The sequence below is a fragment of the Sorangium sp. So ce394 genome, from assembly GCF_051474665.1.
In the GTDB taxonomy this organism is placed as follows: Bacteria; Myxococcota_A; Polyangia; order Polyangiales; family Polyangiaceae; genus Sorangium; species Sorangium cellulosum_D.
Genome location: NZ_CP150339.1, coordinates 9,812,397 through 9,834,529, shown reverse-complemented (window position 1 = coordinate 9,834,529; position 22,133 = coordinate 9,812,397). Strand labels below are relative to the sequence as shown.

Here is a 22,133-nt window from a genome sequence, read left to right as displayed (position 1 = left end):
AAAAGCGCCAGTGGCGCGGCGGCGCCCGCGCTACGACGCTCCGCATGCGGCTCGACGAGGAGGCTTGCTATCGCGCGCTCGAGACCCGCGACCGTCGCTTCGACGGTCGCTTCTTCACGGGCGTGCTGTCGACGGGCATCTACTGCCGCCCGATCTGCCCGGCGCGGACGCCGAAGCGGGAGCGCTGCGTCTTCTTCCCCTCGGCGGCGGCCGCGCAGGAGGCCGGCTACCGCCCGTGCCTGCGCTGCCGCCCCGAGGCGTCGCCCGGGACGCCCGCGTGGCTGGGCACGTCGGCGCTCGTCTCGCGGGCGCTCCGGCTCATCGCGGAGGGCGCGCTGGACGACGCGGACGCCCCGGCGCTCGCGGCGCGGCTCGGCGTGGGCGAGCGCCACCTCCGGCGGCTCTTCCTGCGGCACGTCGGCGCCTCCCCGCTCGCCGTGGCGCAGACGCGGCGCCTGCTCTTCGCGAAGAAGCTCCTCGACGAGACCGCGCTCTCGATGACCGAGGTGGCGCTCTCGTCGGGGTTCTCGAGCGTCCGCCGCTTCAACGACGCGATCCGCGCCACCTACGCGCGCACGCCGCGCGAGCTGCGGACCGCCGCCTCGAAGCGGGGCGGGGGAGCGGCGGGCGGCGCGCCGGACATCGCGCTCCGCCTCCCGTTCCGCCCGCCGCTCGACTGGGGCGCGCTCGCGGGCTTCCTCGGGGCGCGCGCGATCCCCGGCGTGGAGTCGGCGGACCCCGGCGCGTACCGCCGCGCGGTGCGCGTGGCCGGCGGGCACGGCGTCGTCGAGGTGCGCCCTTCGCCCGGCGAGCCTCACCTCCTCGCGCGGCTGCGGCTGCCCGGCACCGAGGGGCTCATCCACTGCGCGGAGCGCCTGCGGCGGCTGTTCGACCTCGGCGCCGATCCCGACGCCATCGCCGCGCACCTCCGGGCCGACCCGCGGCTCGCCCCGCTGGTCGCGGCGACGCCGGGCGCGCGCGTGCCGGGCGCGTGGGACGGCTTCGAGCTCGCGGTGCGGGCGATCCTGGGCCAGCAGGTGAGCGTCCGCGCCGCGACGCAGCTCGCGGGCCGCCTCGTCGAGCGGCACGGCGAGCCGCTCGCGGTGCGCGGCGGCCTGCCCGAGGGCGCCGAGGGGCTCCGCTTCGTCTTTCCGTCGCCCGAGGCGCTCGCCGCGGCCGATCTGACGGATCTCGGCCTGCCGCGCGCGCGCGCCGCGACGATCACCGGGCTCGCGGCGCGCGTGGCCCGCGGCGAGGTCGCGCTCGACGCCTCGCGCGGCCTGGACGAGACCGTGCGCGCGCTCTGCGCGGTGCCGGGCATCGGCGCGTGGACCGCGCACTACATCGCGATGCGGGCGCTGCGCGAGCCGGACGCGTTCCCGGCCACGGATCTCGGCCTGCGCCGCGCGCTCGGCGGCGTCTCCGGCGCGGAGCTCCTGGCGATGGCCGAGCCGTGGCGGCCGTGGCGCGCCTACGCGGCGATGCTCTTGTGGACGGCGGACGCGCAGGGAGCGCGGCCCGCGCAGAGGGAGGTGTCGAATGGATCTCTTGCTGGATGAGGTCGAGTCGCCGCTCGGGGCCATGCTCCTCGCGGCCGGCGGGGGCGCGGTCCACGCGCTCGAGTTCGCGGATCGCGCGCCGCGCCTCCGCGCCTCGCTCGCGGCGCGCTACGGCGCGGTCGCGCTGCGCAGCACCGCGGATCCCCACGGCTTCTCCGGCCGGCTGAGGGCCTACTGGCGCGGCGACCTCGGCGCGCTCTCGGGCATGCCGGTCGAGCCCGGCGGCACGCCGTTTCAGCGCCGCGTCTGGGCGGAGGTCCAGCGCATCCCTCCCGGCGCGACGCGCTCTTACGGCGAGGTCGCGGCGCTGCTCGGCCAGCCGTCGGCCTCGCGCGCGGTGGGCCTGGCGAACGGCAGGAACCCGGTCTGCCTGATCATCCCCTGCCACCGCGTCGTGGGCGTCCGCGGCGACCTCACCGGCTACGCGGGCGGCCTGGAGCGGAAGCGGTGGCTGCTCGCGCACGAGGCCACCGCGCCCGCGCGCCTCGGCGGCGCTGCGCGCGCGCAGACGCGGGGGGAGCGCCCGGCGGCTGGACGATTGTGAAACGAGATAACGTCATTGGCGTAACTCAGGTGCTTCCCTGAATACGACACCTCATGAGACGGGGAGTCATCGCGCTCGTCCTATTTCTGGGGTAGGCTCTGATCATGGTCCTCCGCCTCCCCGACGACTACCGCATCGATCCCGAGGACCCGCGCGCGCCCTCGCAGGAAACGTGGGACCGCATGAGCCCGGAGCAGCGCGCCCGCGTGGTCGACATGCTCCCTTCGGAGTTCACGCTCGATGCGGCTCCCCCGGAGGGCGACGCGCACAGCAAGGCCTCCGCGGGAGCCCGCTTCACGCTCGACGCCTTCTTCCGTCGGATCGGGCGCCGGATCTACGTCTCCTCGAACCTGGCGGTGTACTACCCGGGCGAGCGCTGTTTTGCCCCCGATGTGCTCGCGGTGCGCGACGTCGAGCCGCACGATCGGGAAAAGTGGGTTGTGTCCACCGAGGGCAGAGGGATCGATCTCGCGATCGAGGTGCATGTCTCGGGAAGCCGGCAAAAGGACGAGGTCGACAACGTGGAGCGGTATGCCCGCCTGGGCATCGAGGAGTACTTCTACTTCGATCGTCGCCGGCGCATCCTCCAGGGATACCGGCTGCCCAGCGCGCGCGAGGGGGGCGGTGCGCGACCCCTCGCCTACCGGCCGATCGTGCCGCAGGAGGGCCGATTCTCTTCGGAGGTCCTCGGTCTCGACCTGCTGATCGAGGGCGACCGCTTGCGCTTCCTCCACGGGAATGACGTGGTCCTCGAGGCGGACGAGCTGATCACCCGGCTCGGGGTTGCACTGAGTGAGGCGCTCGCGAGCAAGGAGGACGCCGAGCGCCGCGCGCAGGCCGAGGCCGAACGCGCGCAGGCCGAGGCCGAACGCGCGCAGGCCGAGGCCGAACGCGTCTCGCTGCTCGAAAAAGAGCTCGCCGAGGCGAGGGCAGAGCTCGATCGTCTCCGGCGCGCCGAGGATCCCCGGGGCTAGCACCCAGGGGCCGACCGTCCCGGCGACCCCCTCTACTTCTTCGCCCCGAGCAGCGCCGCGATCGTCGGATAATCGCTGTCTTCCACCGCCCCCTGGATCACGCACGTCACCTGCCCGCTCGGCGACGCGAGCGCGTGGATCGGCAGCTCGTTCGCCTCCTTGACGCCGAGCGCCTTCATCCACCCGGCCCGCTGGGGCCCGTCCGGCAGCCAGTACGACGCGCGCACCCCGTTGCCCGGCTGCGCCTCCAGGAACCGCGACAGCTGCCGCTCGTCGTCGTCGATCGAGATGAACGCCAGATCGATGAGCACGCCGGCCGCCCGCAGCTTCTGTTGCCACCCGAGCAGCCGCGGCATCTCCTCCAGGCACGGCTTGCACCACGCCGCCCAGAAGTTCACCCACACCCACTTGCCGACGCCGAACCCGATGTTCGCCGGCGGCGCCTCCGCCCCCTGGGCCGCGACCGCCGTGAGCCCCCCCGCCGAGGGCGCCGGCCGCGGCGACTGCCCCGCGCACAGGAGCCGCGGCGCGGCCGGCGCCGCCGGCGCCGCCGCGCTCGCGGGCGCCCGCGCGCTCGCCGTCGCGGCGCCGCCCGGCGCCGTCACCGCGTTGCTCCGCCCCTGGCCCGGCGTCGGGGGCGGCGGCAGATCCGCCTTGTCCCCCTCGCACCCGCCCGCGAGCCCCGCGGCCACGGCGAGGGCCACGAGCGCCCCGGTCCTCCTCGCGGCGCTCACAGCTGGCAGTCCACCCAGGAGACGAACGCGCTCCGGTTGATGGCCTCTGCCGTACATGCCTTGTCCTTGCGCGAGACGTTCCATTGGCAGTATTCCGCGCCGAGCTGGGCGAACTCGTTCCCGAGCCACAGCATCCCGACCTTCTTGTCCAGGTCCTGCTCCTTGAACTTGTCGGAGATGTCGAAGAGCACGCTGTTCGCGCGCTTGTGCGAGAGCGTCCGGTTGAACTCCGGCGTCCCCGTCTTCGACGCCCGGGCGACGATGAAGAAATAGCGCGCCCCGCGCCGATCGAGCCACATCTCCTCGATCATCTTCTTCGCCCCGTCGTCGAGCTTCTCCGACCCGTCGTCGAACATCACGACCCCGCCGCGCTGCTTCAGCGGCGTGAAGAGCGCGTTGAAGTCGTCGTCGCTGATCGACGCGAGCGTCTTCACGTCGGCCGGCTGGCACCCGCGCCGCGCCTCGGCCCCGACGAGGCCGCACGCGTTGAGCACCCGCTGCAGCACCGTCTTGAACGCCGGCGTGCAGTACGGCGCCTCGGCGTCGTTGGCGATGGCCACCGCCGGCCTCACCGCCGCGGCCACCCCCGTCTTCAGGCGCTGCGACGCGGCCTGCACCTCGCCGTGCACCGTCACGCCCGACGCGACGAGCATCGCGCACCCGGCCACGATCCCGATGACCCCTGCGCCCTTCATGACCACCTCACCTCGTCCGGAGGGCCGGCGCGAGCTGCCGGATGGCATACGACAGCCCGATGTCGGTGTCCTCGTCACAGAGCCGCGTCGTGCCCAGGAACATCTGCGGCGTCGACACGGGAAGCTTGTTGTCCACGATGAACCGGAGCATCCGGTTCAGCCGCAGCGACGTCTCCTTCGAGTCCATGCACGCGTCGAGCCCCGGCCAGCGCTGCCGGATCGCCGCCTGAACGTTGGCGGTGCCGGCCCCCGCCTTCGCCCCCTCCAGGAGCTCCTCCTGGTTGTCGTAGGCCCACTCGAGCACATCCATCGCCCGGTGATCGCTGCAGAGGATCGCCTTGGAGAGGAGGCACGCGCCCGGGTGCACCGGCCGGTCGAGCATCCAGTTGCACTCGCTGTCGAGCGGGAACAGCACCAGCGTCACGTCGAGCTTCTCGAACACCCCCTCGGACACGAGCCGCTGGTGGAACGCCTTGCACGTCGGGCAGAGCGGATCGACGAAGATCGTCGCCGGCTGCACCGCGCCCGGGTGCTTCACCTGGAGCAGCGCGCCGTTCGGCTCGGTCGGCTTCTCCAGCTTGCCGCAGCCGGTCATGTAGCTCGCGTAGCTCGGCAGCGCGCTCGCGTAGAGCAGCGCCGGCGTCACCGTGCACACGCCGAGCGCGACGAGCCACCCCGGCAAGAGCAGCTTCGAGCCCATGCGGCGCGCCGGCGCGGGCCCGGCGGGCGCCCCGGCCGGCGCGTCGACGCCGAGGGGCGCCATCGGCACCGTGGGCCCCACCCCGGCCGCCCCGGCCGGCCGCGGCGTCGCGCTGGACCAGGCCGCGGCGCGCGCCGCCCTGCGGTCCTCGACGAACGCCCACACGCCGCCGGCCGCGAGCAGCGCCGACGAGACGTACATCCCGACGCACGTCTTGCAGAACACCCCGAGGCGCAGCGCCGAGATGAGCGCCATCAGGATCGACACCGCGAGCGGCGTGAGGCCCGCGACGAACAGGAAGTGCGCCGCGCGCCGCGGCGCGTGCTGGCCCGAGAGCAGCACGTAGAGCGCGAACGCCGCGAAGAACGCGAACGCGCCCAGCGCGAACAGCGAGATCGGGATACCGCCCCAGAAGCTCTCGCGGAACAGCGCGGAGTAGGGGCTGTACATCGCCACGCGGCACGCCGTGTCGGCCCCCGCCTGCGCGCCGAGGCCGGGGATGAAGCTGCAGTGCAGGTCGTGGACCTGCCGGTCGAGGTGCCGGATGTAGTCGAACGTCGACGAGGCGCTGAACGCCAGCCCCAGGAGCGACCCGCTGAGCGCGAGCGCCGCAGGCCCGCGAGGACTACGACTGCCTGACATGGCCGAGTGGATTACGCGACGTCGGGCAATGCGTCAAATCGAGGACGCCCGCGCGTACGGGCGTCTCCCGACGCGGCGCGATGAGCCCGCCGGCTCAGCGGCCCGCCGCGCGCTCCTCGGCGAGGAAGAGCGTCGTCGAGAACCGCCCGACCGGCTCGATCCACTGCTGATGACAGCGGAACCCCGCGCGCTCCCCCATGCGCACCACCCCCTCCGGGGTGTACTTGTACGAGCTCTCTGTCCAGATGGATTCGCCCTCGTCGAAGGCGACCTCGAGGTCGAGCGCGCCCACGCGGATCGTCTGCCGCCGGCGGCTGACGAGGTGCATCTCGACGCGCGAGGCCTCCGCGCTCCACGCCGCGCGGTGCTCGAACGCGCGGAGGTCGAACGTCGCGCCGAGCTCCCGGTTGACGCGCGCGAGCAGGTTCTTGTTGAAGGCCGCGGTGACGCCGAGCGGATCGTCGTACGCGAGCAGCAGGTCCGCCGCGGGCTTCACGAGGTCGGCGCCGAGCAGCAGCCCGTCCCCGGCGCGGAGCGCGCCGCGCACCCCCGCGAGGAACGCCGCCGCGGCCGCCGGGGCCAGGTTGCCGATGTTCGAGCCGAGGAACAGCACGAGCACCGCGCCCCCGTCGCCCCGGGCGTCGACCGCGCGCCGCGCCGCCGCGCGGGCCAGGCCCTCCTCGTACCGCGCCCGGTGGACCGACGCCTCCACGCGCGGCAGGCGGCCCAGGGTCCGGCGCGAGAGGTCGAGCGCCGTCTCCGAGACGTCCACGAGGTGCACGCAGAGGCGAGGCACCCGCTTGCAGAGCGGCGCCGCCAGCAGGGCGAGCTTCTCCCCGCTGCCGCAGCCGAGCTCGACGATCGAGGCGCCGGCCCCGAACGGCGCGACCATCTCCTCGGCGTGCCGCTCGAGCAGCGCCCGCTCCGCGCGCGTCAGCGGATACCAGGGGAGCTGACAGATCGCCTCGAAGAGGTGCGAGCCGAGCGCATCGTAAAAATACTCCGGCGAGAGGTGCTTCGGCGACGCCTTCAGGCCCGACCGGACATCCGCCATGAAGCGGTCGAGCGGTTCTGTCGTGTGCATCACAGAACCTTACCCGCGGACCTCCGAGAGGGCTCCTCGAAATCCGTGGAGGTCCAACGATTTGCAAAGCCACCACCCGCTCGTCCATTCCCGCGAGCATTCCCGCGAGCCGCCCCGATTTCTCGGGATCGTCACGGCCGTTGCCCACGCGATCGGCCGCTGCTAGGGAGCTGCCCTCGGGGATCCAGGAGCCCAGAGCCCATTCCGATGACGACCTCTGCACCCGGCGCGGCGAGCGGCGCGCCCCTTCCCGTGAAGCTTGGTCCGTTCGACGCCGAGTTCCTCGCGGACCTGCCCTACGACCCGTCGGTCCTCTTCTTCGACGAGCTCCTCGAGGTGGACGCCGAGAGGAGCCTGGTGCGCTGCCGCATGCCGACCGACCGCCCGATGCCGCTCGTCGACGCGCAGCGGGCGCACCCGCTGCTGCACCCGCGCCACGTCGCCGGCGCGATCATGGTGCACGCGACGGGGATGCTCGGCTTCGTGCACGCCTACCACCTGCTCGGCCTCCGGCACCGCGAGGGCTGGATTGGTTATGGCACCAACATCCACCGGGTGGTCTTTCGCAAGCTCGTCCAGCCGGGCGCGCCCATCGAGGCGACGTGCGTGGCGACGCGCTCCCGGCTCGGCCAAAAGCGGCACATGATCCGCTATTCGTTCGAGTTCCGGCACGAAGGCAGCGTCTGCTACGAGGGCGATCAGACCGCCGTGTGGATGCGCGTGCAGGACGTCCCAGCCATGGATTCTCGACCGGCGCTCGAGGAGCTCGAGCGATCCCTCGCTTGACCCGCGCGTTCGGCTCGTCTACCGGCCCTCCCATGCCGGATTTCGATGCGGGATCGATCGTCCCGTCCACACGCGATCTTCTCCAGGTGCTCTCCACCCGTAGAAAGAACATGGCTCTGGTCGGGCTCGTCGGCTCGGAGTCGCCAGCGGAGGATGCGGCGCGGCTGCATGAGCTCAACATCTCTGCGCTCGCGTTCGCCGAGGCGGGGCCCGCCATGCAGGGGGCCGCGCGCGCGACGAAGACCGTGCCGTCGCTCTGCCTGTCCCGGGTGAGCGATCGCGACGGCGCGCTCGCGGCGCGCTACCACGGGGCGGACGGGGTCTGCATCGACGCGCTCCTGCCGCTCGACGAGTGGGACCGCCTCGCGAAGGGGGCGAGGACGATGCGCATGCTGCCGCTCGCGCTGGCCGAGAGCCCGGAGGGGGCCGAGGCCGCCGCGAAGGTCGGCGCGCGCGCCGTCCTGGTCCGGGGCGCCTCGGCCGACGCGGTGATCGCGTCGGTCGCGTCGCTCCCGAAGACGCTCACCGTCGTCGCCGAGGTGCTCTCGGCCGACGCCGACGCGCTCCGCCGCCTCGTGGGCCACGTCGACGCGGCGATCGTCCCGCCCTCCGTCCACACGTCGCCCCAGTTCCCGGCGCTCGTCGCCGAGGTCGATCCCTGAGCCGGGGCGGGGCGGCCGCCGAAATGTCGGGCCGCCCCTCGACGGCCCGGCCTCCCGCCTCCACGATCGGACCTCGATGAACGACGCCCACGGACTGGACGAGCAGCGGCGCGCGCTCCGCGAAGGGGCGCTGGTGCAGCCCATGCCCGAGCTCGGGACGCTGATCGTCACCGGCTCGGACCGGCAGACCTGGCTCAACGGCCTGGTCACCTGCGATCTCGCCCCGCAGAAGCCGCTGCCCGCGGGGGCCAAGGCCGCGCCCCCCGCGGGCGGGGCGTACGGGCTCAACGTGGTGAAGACCGGGAAGATCTTCGCCGAGGTGTGGATCGTGATCGCGGAGGACCGCATCTACGTCGGCGCGCTCCGGGATCGCATCGAGGCGCTGCGCGAGAGCTTCGATCGCTACCTGATCATGGAGGACGCCGAGCTCGCGGACGCCACGGGCGAGCACGCCTGGGTCTTCGCCCACGGCCCGCGGGCCGCCGATCTCGCGGCGGCCGGGCGCGCGGCCGGCGCGGACGCCGCGATCGTCGACTGGACCGGCCTCGGGGGCGCGCTGTTCGTCGCGCCGCGGCAGGCCGAGGGCGCCGTGCTCGAGGCGCTGCGCGCCGCGGGCGAGGCCGGCCCCGTCCTGCCCACGACGGCGGCGGCGTGGGAGGTGCTCCGGGTCGAGAACAACGTCCCGCGCTTCGGCGTCGACTTCGACGACCAGAACTTCCCGCAGGAGGCGTCGCTCGAGGAGCGCGCCGTCTCGTTCAACAAGGGCTGCTACCTGGGGCAGGAGACGGTGTTCATGCTCCAGATGCGCGGCCACGCCAAGAAGCGGCTCGTGCAGCTCGCCGTCGAGGGGGAGGACGCCGTGCCCGCGGGCGCGGAGATCGCGCTGCCCGACGGCGCCGCCGTCGGCGCCGTGACGAGCCAGGTCAAGGATCCGGGCGGGCCGCGGGTGCTGGCGCTCGGCTACGTCAAGTACAAGCACGCCGCCCAGGGCACGGCGCTGCGGGTCGCCGGCCGGGCGGCCGAGATCACGCGCGCGCCAGGGGCGGCGGCGAGCGGCGCGGCGCCGGGGCGGTAGTTTCAGAGGGGCGACAGAATAACTCTGTGCCCTCTGCGCCTCCGTGGTTCCAACCTCTTCATTCGCGGGCGTTCAAACGGCCTCTTCATTCGCGGGCGTTCAAACGGATGGAGCGGCGCTCTGGCCCTCGAGCTTCGCGCCGCTTCCGCCGTTGCCGGTGAGCTGGGTCTCGTACAACGCGTGGTAGGCGCCGCCTGCGGCGAGGAGCTCCGCGTGCGTGCCGCGCTCGACGATGCGGCCTGCGTTCATCACGAGGATCACGTCGGCGTCGCGGATCGTCGAGAGGCGATGCGCGATGACGAAGCTCGTGCGCTGGGCGCGCAGGGCGGCCATCGCGCGCTGGACGAGCACCTCGGTCCGGGTGTCGACCGAGGAGGTCGCCTCGTCGAGGATCAGGATCGCCGGGTTCGCGAGGAACGCGCGCGCGATCGTGATGAGCTGCTTCTCGCCGGCGCTCAGGTTGCCCGACTCCTCGTCGATGACCGTGTCGTAACCGGCGGGCAGGGCGCGCACGAAGCGGTCGACGTGCGCCGCGCGCGCCGCCTCCTGGACGTCGGCCTCGGTCGCGGCCGCGTTGCCGAACGCGATGTTGTCGCGGATCGTGCCCGAGAACAGCCATGTATCCTGGAGCACCATACCGAGCTTCGCGCGCAGCTCGTGGCGAGGCAAGCGCGCGATGTCGACACCGTCGATGAGGATCCGGCCGCCGTCGAGCTCGTAAAACCGCATCAAGAGGTTCACGAGCGTGGTCTTGCCGGCGCCGGTCGGGCCGACGATCGCGACCGTCTGGCCTGGCATGATCGTGAGATCGAGGTCCTCGATCAGGGGCTCGTCGGGCTTGTAGCGAAACGTGACGTGCTCGAACCGGACCTCGCCAGTGACCTTCGGCAGGGCCGCGGGCGGGGTGGCCTCGGGCGACTGGCCCTGTTCGTCGAGCAGCTCGAACACCCGCTCTGCGGAGGCAACGCCCGATTGGAGGACGCTCGTGACGGACGCGAGCTGGCCGAGCTGCTGAGAGAACTGGCGCGAGTAGTGGATGAACGCTTGCACGCTGCCGAGCAGCATCGCGCCCGACGCGACGCGCAGGCCGCCGACGACGGCGATGGCGACGTAGGTCAGGTTCCCGACGAAATTGACCGCCGGCATGATGGTGCTGGACATGAACTGCGCGCGGAAGCTGGTCTCGAACAGCTCTTGATTCGTGGACTGGAAGCGCGCCTCGACGTCGCGGCGCCGCCCGAGCACGTTGACGAGCGAGTGGCCGGTGAACGCCTCCTCGATCTGGCCGTTGAGCGCGCCGACCTGCGCCCACTGCGCGACGAACTTCGCCTGCGCGCGCTTCGCGACCGCCGCGGTCGTGAGCACCGAGAGCGGCACGGTGAAGAGCGTGATCACCGCGAGCGCCGGCGAGATCACGACGAGCATGACGACGATGCCGGCGAGCGTCAGCGCGCCGTTCATGATCTGCGTCAGCGTCTGCTGCAGGCCCTGCGCGATGTTGTCGATGTCGTTGGTGACGCGGCTCAGGAGCTCGCCGTGCGGGCGGCCGTCGAAGTAGGCGAGCGGCAAGCGGGCGAGCTTGTCCTGCGCGTCGGTGCGGAGCTGCCGCACGGTGCGCTGCACGACCTCGTTGAGCAGGTAGCCCTGCAGCCAGGCGAACAGCGACGCGCCGGTGTACAGCGCCATCACGAGCAGGAGCAGCTCGGCGAGCTCGCGGAGCTGGATGCCGCGGCCGGGGACGAGGTCCATGTGGCCCACGAGCTCGGCGAGCCGCGCCTGGCCGGAGCGCTGGAGCTCCGCGACGGCCTCGGCCTTCGTGGCGGCCGCCGGGAGGCGGGCGCCGATCACGCCGGAGAAGATGACGTCGGTCGCGCGGCCGAGCAGCTTCGGTCCGGCCAGGCCGAGGCCCACGCTGAGCAGCGAGCACGCGATCACGACCGCGAGGCGCGCGCGCTCGGGGGCGAGGCGGCCGAGGAGGCGCCGCGCGGAGGGCGCGAACCGCTTCGCCTTCTGCGGCGGCGCAGCCCCCATGCCGAAGGGGCCGCGCTGCATCATCGGGGAGCGCGCCCCCCCGGGGGCGGCGGGCGGGGGACCGGCGCGACGCGCGCTCACGCGGCCACCGCCGCCTCGCGCTGCGAGGCCACGATCTCCGCGTACGTCGGGCACGACGCGAGCAGCTCGCCGTGCTTGCCCTGGCCGACGAGCTCGCCGCCGTCGAGCACGAGGATCTGGTCCGCGTCGACGATGCTCGACACGCGCTGCGCGACGACGATCACCGTGGCGGCGCGCGTGCGCTCGGCGAGCGCCGCCCGCAGCCGGGCCTCGGTCGCGACGTCGAGCGCGGAGAAGGCGTCGTCGAACAGGAACACGCGCGGCCGGCGCAGCAGGGCGCGGGCGATCGAGAGCCGCTGGCGCTGGCCGCCGGAGACGTTCGTGCCGCCCTGCCCGATCGGCGTGTCGAGCTTTTGCGGCATGGCCTCGACGAAGTCGCGCGCCTGCGCGGCGGCGAGCGCCGCCCAGAGCTGCTCGTCGGTCGCCGCGGGGTCGCCGTAGCGCAGGTTCGAGGCCACCGTGCCGGAGAACAGGAAGGGTCGCTGCGGCACGAGCCCGATGCACGACCACACCGCCTCGAGGGCGAGCATGCGCGCGTCGACGCCGTCGAGCCGGACCTCGCCGCTCGTCGGATCGATGAGCCGCGCGATCAGGTCGAGCAGCGTGGTCTTGCCCGAGCCGGTGCTGCCGACGATCGCGGTGACCTGCCCGGGGCGCGCGACGAACGAGATGCCGCGCAGGACGGGCAGCTCGGCGCCCGGATATCGGTACTCGACGTCTCGCAGCTCGACGACGCCGGCCGGCTCGACGAGCGTCACGGGCTGGTCGGGGGCGCGCACGGACGGCTCGGTGTCCAGCACCTCGAGGATGCGCTCCGAGCACGCGGCCGCGCGCGGCAGCATGACGGCCATGAACGTCACCATCATCACCGCCATGAGGATCTGCGTCAGGTAGGCGAGGAAGGCCGTCATCGAGCCGATCGCGAGCCTGCCGTCCGCGATCTGGTGCGCGCCGAACCACAGGACGGCGACGCTCGAGGCGTTGAACGCGAACATGACGGTCGGGAACATCATCGCTTGCAGGCGCCCGATGTGCAGCGCGGCCTCGGTGAGGTCGCCGTTCGCGCGGTCGAAGCGCGCCGCCTCGGCGCGCTCGCGGACGAAGGCGCGGATCACGCGCACGCCGGTGATCTGCTCGCGGAGCACGCGGTTCACCGCGTCGATGAGGGGCTGCATCCGCCGGAACAGCGGCACCATCCGCGACATGATCGCGACGACGGCGCCCGCCAGGAGCGGCACCGCGATCGCGAGCAGCCAGGCGAGCGACCTGTCCTCGCGCAGCGCCATCACGACGCCGCCGACGCACATGATCGGCGAGAGGACGAGCATCGTACTGCCCATCATCACCACCATCTGCACCTGCTGGACGTCGTTGGTCGTGCGCGTGATGAGCGACGGCGCGCCGAACCGCGACAGCTCGCGCGCGGAGAACTCGCCGACGCGGTGGAACACCGCCGCGCGCAGGTCGCGGCCGAAGCTCATCGCGGCGCGCGCGCCGGCGTAGTTCGCGGCGACCGAGCACACGATCTGGACGCCGGTGATCGCGAGCATGATCGCGCCGAGCTCCAGGATCCGCGGCGTGTCACCGGCGGCGATGCCGTGATCGATGATGTCGGCGTTCAGGCTCGGCAGGTACAGCGAAGCGAGCGTCGCCACGAGCTGGAGCGCGACGACGATCGCGAGCAAGGGCGCCTGCGGGCGCAAGAAACGGCGCAATAGCTGCCTCAGCAAGGCTCCTCCTCTTCGGAGCGGCGGCGGATAGCGCCGAGCAGGATCGTCACGACCTCCGCGGCGGTCAAGGTCATGCCTCGGCGATCCGCGGGCGCGCGTCCGCGAGCGACGCCATGCGCGAGCGGTGCTATGAGAGCGGCGATCTTGGCCATGAGCTCCTCCAGCCCTTCCGCCCAGCCCGGTCGCCCCCGCATCCTCACCGGAGACACGCCCACCGGGCGCCTCCACGTCGGCCACTGGGTCGGATCCATCGAGAACCGCGTCCGCCTCCAGGACAGCTACGAGTGCTACCTCCTCATCGCCAACGTCCATGCGTTCACGACGCGCGCGGACCGGCCGGACGACATCCGCCGCGACATGCTGGAGATCGTCAAAGACTGGTTGGCCGCGGGCATCGATCCCGAGCGCTCCACGCTCGTCCTCCAGAGCGAGGTCCCCGCGATCGCCGAGCTCACGTGGTTCCTCGCGATGCAGCTCCCGTTCAACCGGGTGATGCGGAACCCGACGCTCAAGCACGAGATCGAGACCAAGGGGCTCGGCGACAAATATAGCTTCGGGTTTCCGCTGTACGCGGTCGGGCAGTGCGCCGACATCCTCGCTTTCCGCCCCGCGCTCGTCCCGGTCGGCGAGGATCAGGTCGCCCACCTCGAGATGTGCCGCGAGGTCGCGCGGCGCTTCAACCACGTCTACTGCGACGTCGATCCGGCGCTCGACGACGAGGCGCACGTCACCGCAGGAGGCCTGTTCCCGATCCCCGCGCCGCTCGTGGGCCGCGTCGGCAGGCTGGTCGGCACCGACGGCGTCCACAAGATGTCGAAGAGCCTCAACAACGCCATCTTCCTCTCGGACAGCGCCAAGGAGATCAAGAAGAAGGTGGGGGCGCTCTACACCGGCCGGCAGAGCATGACCGACCCGGGCGACATCACGAGCTCCCTGTTCCAGTATGTGCGCGCGTTCATCAAGGATCCGGCGCGGGTCCAGGCGCTCGAGGAGCGCTACAGCCGGGGGGACAACATCGGGGACGGCCACATCAAGGCCGAGATCACGGCGGCGATCGACGAGCTCCTCGGCCCGATGCGCGCCCGCCGCGCCGAGTACGACAGACCCGGCGGCGACGATCTGGTCCTGGACATCCTGCGGGAGCACGCGGCGCGCGCCAACGCGGTGGCCGAGGAGACGCTCTACCTCGCCAAGCAGAAGATGAGGATGGATATCGGCCGGCGCACGCTCGGTCTCTGATTCGCCCCGCGCCGCCGGTGGCTCAGCCGCGCGCGGCGCGGGGGCGCCCCCGCGCCGCGCGGGCCGCGCCCCGCCTCACGGGAAGATCTCGCGCTCGCCGTACACGGCCGCGAGCCGCTGCAGCGCCACGGCGTAGGCGGCGAGGCGCAGCGTGCACTTCTTCTGCCGCGCCATCTCGGTCACCTCGCGGTAGGCGCGCTTCATCGCCTTCTCGAGCCGGGCGTCGACCTCCTCGAGCGTCCACGTCTCGGACCGCTTGTTCTGCACCCACTCGTAGTAGCTCACCGTGACGCCGCCCGAGTTGGCGAGGACGTCCGGCAGGATGTCGATCCCGCGCTCCAAGAGGACCTTCTCCCCCTCGGGCGTGCACGGCCCGTTCGCGCCCTCGGCCACGAGCCGGACCTGCAGCCAGCTCGCCTCCTCCACCCCGACCTGGTTCTCCAGGGCCGCCGGGATGAAGATGTCCGCCTTGAGCCGGAAGAACTCCTCGCGGCTGATCGGCTTGCCCGCCGGGTATCCCGCGATCGAGCGGTGCTTCTTCACGTAGTCTTGGAGCTTGTGCGGATTGAACCCCTCCGGATTGTAGAGGTACCCGGTGTGGTCGCCGACCGCGACGGTCGAGGCGCCGAGCTTCGACAGGAGCACGGCCGTGTTCGAGCCGACGTTGCCGAACCCCTGCACGAGCAGCGTCGCGCCGCCGAGGTTCACGTCGTTGTCCTCGGCCCACTCGGTGATGCAGTGGACGACGCCCTGTCCGGTGGCCTTCTCGCGCCCGTACGTGCCGCCCGACGCCACCGGCTTGCCGGTCACGACGCCCTTCACCGCCTGCTTGAAGAGCTGCCCGACGGTGTTCATGTACGTGTCCATGGCCCACGCCATGGTCTTCGCGTCGGTGCCGACGTCGGGCGCAGGGATGTCCGTCTCCGGGCCGATGTTCGAGCCGAGCGCATGGAAGAAGCGGCGCGTGATGCGCTGGAGCTCGGCGCGCGACACCTCGTTCGGGTTGAACTTGATGCCCCCCTTGCCGCCGCCGAGCGGCAGGTTCATGAGCGCGCACTTCCACGTCATCATCGCGGCGAGCGCCTTGAGGTCGTCGAGCGACACCGTCTCGTGGTAGCGAATGCCCCCCTTGAACGGCCCGAGGAGGTTGTTGTGCTGGATCCGGTAACCCTTGAAGAGCCGGATGCTGCCGTCATCCATCCGTACGGGGAAATTGACGATGATCTCGTTCTTGGGCTGGCTCAGGATCGTGGTGATGTACCCCGGCAGCTCGATCAGGCGGGCGGCCTCGTCGAGATAACCCTGGACGACTTTGAAGAACTCGTATTTGTGCTTATGGCCCGGAGCAGCAGCGCCGCTCACCGGCGGAGTCGTGTTCTTGGTACTGACTTGATCTTCCATGGCTCTGTAACTTTCTAGTGCGCGGCGCGGCCCAGTTCAATGTGTCGAGCGCAATCATGCGGCGCGTCACGCGGTTGCAGACGGCCGGGGCATTGCGTCAGCTCGGCAGTACGCGGCGCGGCGCCGCGCTCGCGGCGGCGCCGCGCGGGCGCTGCGCCGGCGCGACGCCGCTCACGATCGCGACCAGAGGACGTAGAGATACGTGATGGTCCCGGTGACGAGCAGGGCGTCGACCCGGTCGAGGATGCCGCCGTGGCCGGGCACGATCCCGCCCGAGTCCTTGATCCCGAAGGAGCGCTTGAACAGGGACTCCCCGAGGTCCCCCGCCTGACCGAGGCCGCCCGCGACGATCGCGAGCGCGAGCCCGTCGACGAGCGGCAGCGACCGGAGGAACCAGAAGTGGGCGAGCAGCGCGCCGAGCACCGCGAAGAGCAGGCCGCCGAGGGCGCCCTCGACGGTCTTCTTCGGGCTCACCGCCTCGTAGAGCTTGCGCCGGCCGAGGAAGCGGCCGGCGAAGTAGGCGCCGGTGTCGGAGAACCAGGAGAGCAGCAGCGCCAGCACCACGAACGAGGGGCCGTCGGCGCCGGCGTCGCGCCGGAGCAGCGCCAGCGCGCCGAGCCCGCCGCCCACGTAGAGCGGGCCGAAGGTCATCGCCAGCACGCGCAGCGCCGCGGTGCGCATGTCGCCGAGGCGCACCAGCGTGACGAGCATCGCGACGAACGGCAGCAGGAAGATCAGCGCGAGCAGCGCGGCCGGCGAGCCGCCGAAGCGCCAGAGCACGCCGAGCACGCCGAGGGTGAGCGCCACGCCGGCGACGCGCGCCGCGCGGTCGTCCGCGTGGGTCATCGCGAAGAACTCGAGCGCGCCGATGGTGGAGGCGACCGCGACGAGCGCGGCCCACCCCCAGCTCGGGCCGAGGTAGAGCAGCGAGAGGAGGAGCGGAGCGGCCACGATCGCGGTGAGGACCCGCATCGTGAGGTTGGAAGCAGCCAAGCGTCAGACCCCCGTCCGTGAGCCGTTGTGAGAGGCGACCTCGCGCGCGCGCCACGGCCTCCCCGCGCCGAGCGCGCCGCTCGCGCGGGCCGGCGCGTCCGCGCCGCCGCCCTCGGCCTCGTCCGCGCCGCCGCCCTCGGCCTCGTCCGCGGGCCCGGCGGCGCGGACGCGCTGCTGGTAGGCCGCGATCGCGTCGAAGAGGTCGTCCTCGGTGAAGTCCGGCCACAGCCGCTCGGTGAACGACAGCTCGGCGTACGCGGCCCCGTAGAGCAGGAAGTTGGAGAGCCGCTGCTCGCCGCCGGTGCGGATGATGAGGTCCGGCTCGCCCACGCTCAGGCTCGGCAGCCGCGCGGCGAGCAGCGCCCCGTCGATCGCCTCCGGATCGAGCCTGCCGGCGACCGCCTCCATCGCGAGCTCGCGCGCCGCGGCGGCGATCTCCTCGCGCGCCCCGTACGACAGCGCCAGCGCGAGCGTCATCTGCCGGTTCGTGGCGGACGCCTTCCGGAGCGGATCGAGCACGTCGCGCACGGGCTCGGGGAGCCGGCTGATGTCGCCGATCGCGACCAGGCGGATGTCGTTCTCGAGGATCTCGCAGCGCTCGCTCATCAGGAACTCGCGCAGGAGGCCCATGAGCGCGTCGACCTCGTTCCGGGGCCGCGCCCAGTTCTGCTCGCTGAACGCGTACAGCGTCAGCGCCTCGACGCCGAGCCTCCGGCAGACGCGCACGATGCGCCGCACGGCGGCGCTGCCGGCCTTGTGCCCGGCCTCGCGCGGCTCGCCGCGCAGCTCCGCCCAGCGGCCGTTGCCATCCATGATGATTCCGACGTGGCGCGGGAGATTTCTGGCTTCTACGAGGTTCATCGGCTGGGGGAGTTTCCCTTGTTGACTAACGACTGTCGACTGTTGAGTCTTCACGCCCATGAGCACTGGGGTTGGTCTCACGGTCACGCTGCGCGTCAGGATGGGCGCGCACGACGCACATTACGCGGGGGAGCTGTGCGATGGCGCGCGTATTCTCGCGCTCTTCGGCGACGTCGCCACCGAGCTCCTCATCCGTCTGGACGGCGACGAGGGGCTGTTCCGTGCGTACGAGGCGGTCGAGTTCCTCGCCCCGGTCCGAGCAGGCGACTTCATCGAGGCGACGGGGGTGGTCACGAAGGTCGGCGCCACGTCGCGCGCGATGGCCTTCGAGGCGCGCAAGGTCGTCGCCAGCGTCCGCGAACCCGGGGTGGCGCCCTCGGCGGCGGACGCGCTGGCCGAGCCGGTCATCGTCTGCCGGGCCCTCGGCACCTGTGTCGTCCCGAAGGAGCTCCAGCGACGGCCGCGCCTCGTCCTGCCGGCGCTGTCGGCGCCGCCCCCGGACCACGCGCAGCTCCCGGAGCCGCGGCCGATCATCACGCCGCCCCCGCGGATCATCGTCACGCCGCCCGAGAGCGCCCTGATCCTGACCGCGGCGATCGTCGGCGCCGAGACGACGCGGGCGCAGACGCCGCACCTGCCGGTCACGGCGCGCGAGCTCGCCGACGAGGCGGCGCGCTGCCGGGACGCGGGCGCCGCGGTGGTCCACCTGCACGTCCGGAACCCGGACGGGACGCCGAGCCAGTCGCGCGCCCTCTTCGCCGAGGCGATCGCCGCCATCCAGGAGAAGACCGACGTCATCGTCCAGACGTCGACCGGCGGCGCCGTCGGGATGGGCGTCGACGAGCGTGCCCAGCCGCTGCTCTGCCGCCCCGAGATGGCCACCCTGAACTGCGGCACGCTCAACTTCGGCGACGGGATCTTCGACAACGCCCGGCCGCTCATCCGGGACATGGCGGCCCGGATCCGCGAGGCGGGGAGCATTCCCGAGCTCGAGTGCTATGAGGTCGGCCATATCCATGAGGCGCTCAGCTTGCTCGCCGAGGGGCTCCTCGCCGAGCCGCTCCACTTCCAGTTCGTGCTCGGCGTGCCCGGCGGCATCGCGGCGCGCGAGGACGTGCTCCGGTTCATGATCGGCCAGATCCCGCGAGGCTCCAGCTGGGGGGTCGCCGCCGTCGGCCGGCACCAGCGCCCGATGACCGAGCTCGCCATGCAGCTCGGCGGGCACGCGCGGGTCGGGCTGGAGGACAACATCTACCTGGAGAAGGGGGTGCTGGCGGAGGGGAGCGCGCCGCTCGTCGCGCGCGCCGCGGCCTTCGCGCGGAGCGTCGGCCGAGAGGTGGTCGATCCGGACCGCGCGCGCCAGCTCCTCGGGGTCCGCCCGCGCGCCGCGGCGGCCCAGGCCGGCGCTGCTGGAGGAGGGAGCGCGCTCGCGCAGGGATGACCGAACGGCCGCTCTCCACCTGGATCGATCACCTCCGGGGCCGGCTCCCGGTCGCGCTCGGCGTCGCCCTGCTCGGGGCCGTCGCGCGGCTCTCGACGCCGCCCCCGCCGGCGCGGACCGCCGACGCCATCGCCGGGATGCTCGGCGACGCGATCGGCGGCGCCGTCAGCCCGGACGATTTCGTCTGGGAGGAGCGCGGCGGGTTCCTCTCCGACGCGCTGCTCGGCCGCCGGGTGCTGTTCCTGGGCGTCCCGCGGCCGCCGGACGGCGAGCCCGCGCCCGACGAGCGCGGCGCCGGGCCTGCCGCGGGCGCCGGGCCTGCCGCGAGCGCCGGGCCTGCCGCGAGCGCCGGGCCTGCCGCGGGCGCCGGGCCTGCCGCGGGCGCCGGGCCTGCCGCGGGCGCCGGGCCTGCGCCCGACGAGCGCGGCGCCGAGCGCGCGCCGGACGGGCGCGGCGCCGCCGACCTGTACCGCGCGCGCGTGCGGCTCACCCGCTCCGGCCGGCCGGTGAGCCTGGGCGGCGTCCGCAACCTGACCGACACGCCCCTCGGCGACGACCGCAACCTGGTCGCCCGCGGCCGCCGCGTCGCGGTGACCACCTCCGCCTTCGGCGTCGTCCAGGGGATCACGCTGCTCGATCTCGGCGGCGGCGCGCCGGGGCCTCGGCCCCTCGGCGAGCGGCTCCGCGCGGCGCTCGACGGCTGGCTCGAGACCGGGAGCGCCGACGGCGCGTCGCGCACCGAGATCGTCTTCGACACTCCGCCCGCGTCGGTGCGGCTCGACCTCGTCGACGAGGGCCTGGTGATGGCCCTCGGGCCGGAGGCGGTGCCGGCGGCGCTCAACGCCGGCACCGGCGAGGTCGACACGGGCGGCCGCGATCCGTTCGGCGCCCGCGCGCACCACCTCCCGCGCCGCGCGCCGTCGTTCCTGGAGCTCGCCGGGCCGTCCGCCGGACGCCTGCTCGGCCCGGGGGCGGCTGCCGCGGTCGAGCGGCTCGCGCTCGCCGCGGGCCGCGCCGCGGCGGGCGTCCGCCCCGCGCCGGCCGCCGCGTACCTGACCCACGGCGCCGCCGCGCCGGAGCCCGCGCCGGAGGGGTGGCCGTCGCTCTGGCCTCCGCCCCAGGTCGAGCCCGCGATCCAGCCCCCGCTCCCGGGGGAGGGGGGCTGGGTGCTCGTCTCGCCCTCGCTCCCGCGCGTGCTCCCCGGCGCCGAGGGCGACCCGCAGCGCCCGTGGAGCCCCTTCGCCGCGACCACCCTCCGCCCCGATCCGCAGCGGGAGCACGTGCGCGTCCACCTGCTCGCGATCGACACGCGGCACGTCAAGTTCACCTTGCAGGCCGGCTTCGAGGCGCCGAGGCCGACCGTCGGCCCGCACGGCACGGGGCGGCTCCCCGACGCGGCGACGCTCCGCGGGGCCATCGGCCTCGGCGTCGGCGCGCGCGGCCCGGGCGCGCCCCCCGCGGCCGCGCCTCCCGCGGGCGCCGGGGCGCTCGGCATGGTCGTCGGCGGGCGCGCGCTCGTGCCGCCGCGCGACGGCGCGGCCACGATCGGGGTCGATCTCTCGGGCCGGCCGTACTTCGGCGCGTGGCCCTCCGGCGGCGACGTCGCGCGCGTGCCCTGGGCGCTCTGGCAGGGCCCGCCGGCGGCGAGCCCCCGCGATCTCCGCGACGGCGGCGGCCGGCGCTTCCCCTGGGCGCTCTGGCAGGGGCCGTCGCTCTTCGAGGCGGCGAGCCCCGCGAGCCCCGCGCCGGCGCTCCCGGCGCTGGCCGGCCCCCCCGCCGAGCGCGCCCCGGCCGGCGAGGCGCTCTCGCCCGGCGACGGCGACGACCTCGTCGTCGAGCGCTCGGCGCTCTGCATGACCGATCGCGGCTTCGTGATCCACGCGTGGAGCGGCGCCGCCGACGCCGCCGCGATGCGGGCGGCGCTCGAGCGCGCCCGGTGCCTCGCCGGCGTCTCGCTGGGCCGGGCGCCGGATCCGCTCGGGGTCGCCTTCCTGAGCCGCCGGGAGGACGGCGGCCTGGTCGCGGAGCGCCTCGCGCCGGAGATGTCGCTCGCGCCGCCGGCGCACGTCGCGGCGGCGTCCGCGGGCCCGTTCCTCTACTTCGAGTCGCGCTCGACGGACGGTCCGCCGGCGCCCGATCTGTCGCTCCCGGGCGAGCGCGTCGGCTGGGCCGCGGACGGCGGCGCGCAGCCGCCGCCGGCGTGGAGCCCGGCCGTGTACGCGGCGAGCTCCGTGCACCTCGGCGCGCAGGTCCGCCTCCACGCCTTCGCGCCGGATCGGTTCCTCTTCCGCCTCCGCGCCGGCTCGCGCGAGATCTCGCCGCGGACCGCGCCGAAGCTCGACGCCGAGGTCCCGGCCGACGAGCGGGCGCGCGTCATGGCGGCGATCGGCGTCGGCACCGGCCGGCGGCGCGGCCCGCGCGGGCTCGCCGTGGGCGGCACCGTCGGGCTCCGCTTCCGGGGCGAGGGGGGCCTCTTGCTGGTCCGCGGCGGCCGCGTCGAGATCCGCCCGGCCGGCGGCGTCGAGATCGGGCCGGGCACGGACGCGACCGAGCTGCCGCTCACCGCCGACGACGGCAGGCTGCGGCCCGAGGCGCGCGAGATCGGCACGATGCGCCGGCGCAGCGCCGCGTGCGCGCTCGACGACGGGACGCTCCTCGTGGCCACGACGACGTTCGACAGCGACGAGGCGACGACCGAGGCGCTGCTCGACCTCGGCTGCGCGCGCGTCGTCGCGCTCGATCGCGGCGCGCACCGCAACGCCTTCGTCCACCGCGCCGCCGGCGACCCGGCGCTGCAGCCGGCCTACGAGGAGACCGCGCTCTTCGCGGTCGGCCTCGCGATGCCCGGCCGGGCGCGGCGGCTCACCGAGCCGGCGCGCCCCTGAGCGGCCGCGGCTCCGG

At 73.6% G+C, this 22,133-nt stretch carries 19 protein-coding genes; 9 read left to right on the top strand and 10 right to left on the bottom strand.

What is annotated here, in order from left to right; translation table 11 throughout:
* Positions 1-44: 44 nt before the first annotated feature.
* From WMF33_RS36310 to WMF33_RS36300, 3 genes are all read left to right on the top strand, one after another.
* Positions 45-1,559: an AlkA N-terminal domain-containing protein gene (locus WMF33_RS36310; RefSeq protein WP_437332903.1), complete on the top strand. Its 1,515-nt coding sequence runs from the start codon at positions 45-47 to the stop codon at positions 1,557-1,559.
* On the top strand, positions 1,540-2,103 hold the full coding sequence (locus WMF33_RS36305; RefSeq protein ID WP_437332902.1) for a methylated-DNA--[protein]-cysteine S-methyltransferase: 564 nt from the start codon (positions 1,540-1,542) through the stop codon (positions 2,101-2,103). The genes WMF33_RS36310 and WMF33_RS36305 overlap by 20 nt, the downstream gene beginning before the upstream one ends.
* 104 nt (positions 2,104-2,207) lie before the next feature.
* Positions 2,208-3,077 (top strand): Uma2 family endonuclease, encoded by an 870-nt coding sequence (locus WMF33_RS36300; protein ID WP_437332901.1) that lies wholly within the window; start codon positions 2,208-2,210, stop codon positions 3,075-3,077.
* Positions 3,078-3,109: 32 nt separating this feature from the next.
* Here the strand turns inward: WMF33_RS36300 and WMF33_RS36295 are convergent, their stop codons facing one another.
* From WMF33_RS36295 to egtD, 4 genes are all read right to left on the bottom strand, one after another.
* Entirely contained in the window at positions 3,110-3,811 is a 702-nt protein-coding gene (locus WMF33_RS36295; protein ID WP_437332900.1) for a TlpA family protein disulfide reductase, read from the bottom strand.
* Entirely contained in the window at positions 3,808-4,506 is a 699-nt protein-coding gene (locus tag WMF33_RS36290; RefSeq protein ID WP_061621296.1) for a hypothetical protein, read from the bottom strand. Before WMF33_RS36290 ends, WMF33_RS36295 begins: the two co-directional genes overlap by 4 nt.
* 7 nt (positions 4,507-4,513) lie before the next feature.
* Positions 4,514-5,848, bottom strand: a complete 1,335-nt coding sequence (locus WMF33_RS36285; protein WP_437332899.1) for a vitamin K epoxide reductase family protein — start codon at positions 5,846-5,848, stop codon at positions 4,514-4,516.
* A gap of 94 nt (positions 5,849-5,942) precedes the next feature.
* On the bottom strand, positions 5,943-6,932 hold the full coding sequence (gene egtD, locus WMF33_RS36280) for an L-histidine N(alpha)-methyltransferase (RefSeq protein ID WP_437332898.1): 990 nt from the start codon (positions 6,930-6,932) through the stop codon (positions 5,943-5,945).
* A 207-nt stretch (positions 6,933-7,139) separates the two neighbouring features.
* On the opposite strand from egtD, the gene WMF33_RS36275 reads away from it, so the two are divergent.
* The 3 genes from WMF33_RS36275 to ygfZ all read left to right on the top strand — a co-directional run bounded on the left by WMF33_RS36275 (position 7,140) and on the right by ygfZ (position 9,455).
* Complete coding sequence (locus tag WMF33_RS36275) at positions 7,140-7,718, top strand: hypothetical protein (protein ID WP_020739354.1); 579 nt, start codon at positions 7,140-7,142, stop codon at positions 7,716-7,718.
* Between the two features lie 32 nt (positions 7,719-7,750).
* Positions 7,751-8,380: a hypothetical protein gene (locus WMF33_RS36270; protein WP_437332897.1), complete on the top strand. Its 630-nt coding sequence runs from the start codon at positions 7,751-7,753 to the stop codon at positions 8,378-8,380.
* A 76-nt stretch (positions 8,381-8,456) separates the two neighbouring features.
* Positions 8,457-9,455 carry a CAF17-like 4Fe-4S cluster assembly/insertion protein YgfZ gene (ygfZ, locus tag WMF33_RS36265; protein WP_437332896.1) on the top strand — a complete coding sequence of 333 codons (999 nt, stop codon included), beginning with the start codon at positions 8,457-8,459 and terminating at the stop codon, positions 9,453-9,455.
* Between the two features lie 99 nt (positions 9,456-9,554).
* On the opposite strand, the gene WMF33_RS36260 is transcribed toward ygfZ, so the two are convergent.
* From WMF33_RS36260 to WMF33_RS36250, 3 genes are read right to left on the bottom strand one after another with little or no spacing between them, the layout of a single operon-like run.
* Positions 9,555-11,510 (bottom strand): ABC transporter ATP-binding protein, encoded by a 1,956-nt coding sequence (locus WMF33_RS36260; RefSeq protein WP_437332895.1) that lies wholly within the window; start codon positions 11,508-11,510, stop codon positions 9,555-9,557.
* Positions 11,511-11,563: 53 nt separating this feature from the next.
* A complete protein-coding gene (locus WMF33_RS36255; RefSeq protein WP_437332894.1) occupies positions 11,564-13,297 on the bottom strand; it encodes an ABC transporter ATP-binding protein in 1,734 nt (577 codons plus the stop codon).
* Positions 13,291-13,449, bottom strand: coding sequence for a hypothetical protein (locus tag WMF33_RS36250; protein WP_437332893.1), 159 nt, complete (start codon positions 13,447-13,449; stop codon positions 13,291-13,293). Before WMF33_RS36250 ends, WMF33_RS36255 begins: the two co-directional genes overlap by 7 nt.
* Between WMF33_RS36250 and trpS the strand changes: the two genes are divergently transcribed.
* A complete protein-coding gene (trpS, locus tag WMF33_RS36245; protein WP_437332892.1) occupies positions 13,448-14,536 on the top strand; it encodes a tryptophan--tRNA ligase in 1,089 nt (362 codons plus the stop codon). The two genes, WMF33_RS36250 and trpS, sit on opposite strands and share 2 nt — an antisense overlap.
* 75 nt (positions 14,537-14,611) lie before the next feature.
* Here trpS and WMF33_RS36240 read toward each other — a convergent pair whose 3' ends face one another.
* The 3 genes from WMF33_RS36240 to uppS all read right to left on the bottom strand — a co-directional run bounded on the left by WMF33_RS36240 (position 14,612) and on the right by uppS (position 17,791).
* Positions 14,612-15,937, bottom strand: coding sequence for a Glu/Leu/Phe/Val family dehydrogenase (locus WMF33_RS36240; protein WP_437332891.1), 1,326 nt, complete (start codon positions 15,935-15,937; stop codon positions 14,612-14,614).
* A gap of 171 nt (positions 15,938-16,108) precedes the next feature.
* On the bottom strand, positions 16,109-16,930 hold the full coding sequence (locus WMF33_RS36235) for a phosphatidate cytidylyltransferase (RefSeq protein ID WP_437332890.1): 822 nt from the start codon (positions 16,928-16,930) through the stop codon (positions 16,109-16,111).
* 3 nt (positions 16,931-16,933) lie between these two features.
* Positions 16,934-17,791 carry a polyprenyl diphosphate synthase gene (gene uppS / locus WMF33_RS36230; RefSeq protein ID WP_437332889.1) on the bottom strand — a complete coding sequence of 286 codons (858 nt, stop codon included), beginning with the start codon at positions 17,789-17,791 and terminating at the stop codon, positions 16,934-16,936.
* Positions 17,792-17,849: 58 nt separating this feature from the next.
* Between uppS and WMF33_RS36225 the strand changes: the two genes are divergently transcribed.
* Together WMF33_RS36225 and WMF33_RS36220 are read left to right on the top strand one after the other, a co-directional pair.
* Positions 17,850-19,232 (top strand): 3-keto-5-aminohexanoate cleavage protein, encoded by a 1,383-nt coding sequence (locus WMF33_RS36225; protein ID WP_437332888.1) that lies wholly within the window; start codon positions 17,850-17,852, stop codon positions 19,230-19,232.
* Positions 19,229-22,117 (top strand): hypothetical protein, encoded by a 2,889-nt coding sequence (locus tag WMF33_RS36220; protein WP_437332887.1) that lies wholly within the window; start codon positions 19,229-19,231, stop codon positions 22,115-22,117. The genes WMF33_RS36225 and WMF33_RS36220 overlap by 4 nt, the downstream gene beginning before the upstream one ends.
* The last annotated feature ends 16 nt before the right edge of the window (positions 22,118-22,133 follow it).

Excerpts from the sequence above, each read along its gene's own strand:
- WMF33_RS36250 (WP_437332893.1), bottom strand. The coding sequence starts at position 13,449 with ATGGCCAAGATCGCCGCTCTCATAGCACCGCTCGCGCATGGCGTCGCT.
- uppS (WP_437332889.1), bottom strand. The coding sequence starts at position 17,791 with ATGAACCTCGTAGAAGCCAGAAATCTCCCGCGCCACGTCGGAATCATC.
- WMF33_RS36310 (WP_437332903.1), top strand. The coding sequence starts at position 45 with ATGCGGCTCGACGAGGAGGCTTGCTATCGCGCGCTCGAGACCCGCGAC.
- egtD (WP_437332898.1), bottom strand. The coding sequence starts at position 6,932 with ATGCACACGACAGAACCGCTCGACCGCTTCATGGCGGATGTCCGGTCG.
- WMF33_RS36260 (WP_437332895.1), bottom strand. The coding sequence starts at position 11,510 with ATGATGCAGCGCGGCCCCTTCGGCATGGGGGCTGCGCCGCCGCAGAAG.
- WMF33_RS36300 (WP_437332901.1), top strand. The coding sequence starts at position 2,208 with ATGGTCCTCCGCCTCCCCGACGACTACCGCATCGATCCCGAGGACCCG.
- WMF33_RS36225 (WP_437332888.1), top strand. The coding sequence starts at position 17,850 with ATGAGCACTGGGGTTGGTCTCACGGTCACGCTGCGCGTCAGGATGGGC.
- WMF33_RS36290 (WP_061621296.1), bottom strand. The coding sequence starts at position 4,506 with ATGAAGGGCGCAGGGGTCATCGGGATCGTGGCCGGGTGCGCGATGCTC.
- WMF33_RS36305 (WP_437332902.1), top strand. The coding sequence starts at position 1,540 with ATGGATCTCTTGCTGGATGAGGTCGAGTCGCCGCTCGGGGCCATGCTC.
- WMF33_RS36220 (WP_437332887.1), top strand. The coding sequence starts at position 19,229 with ATGACCGAACGGCCGCTCTCCACCTGGATCGATCACCTCCGGGGCCGG.
- WMF33_RS36285 (WP_437332899.1), bottom strand. The coding sequence starts at position 5,848 with ATGTCAGGCAGTCGTAGTCCTCGCGGGCCTGCGGCGCTCGCGCTCAGC.
- WMF33_RS36240 (WP_437332891.1), bottom strand. The coding sequence starts at position 15,937 with ATGGAAGATCAAGTCAGTACCAAGAACACGACTCCGCCGGTGAGCGGC.
- ygfZ (WP_437332896.1), top strand. The coding sequence starts at position 8,457 with ATGAACGACGCCCACGGACTGGACGAGCAGCGGCGCGCGCTCCGCGAA.
- WMF33_RS36275 (WP_020739354.1), top strand. The coding sequence starts at position 7,140 with ATGACGACCTCTGCACCCGGCGCGGCGAGCGGCGCGCCCCTTCCCGTG.
- WMF33_RS36270 (WP_437332897.1), top strand. The coding sequence starts at position 7,751 with ATGCCGGATTTCGATGCGGGATCGATCGTCCCGTCCACACGCGATCTT.
- trpS (WP_437332892.1), top strand. The coding sequence starts at position 13,448 with ATGAGCTCCTCCAGCCCTTCCGCCCAGCCCGGTCGCCCCCGCATCCTC.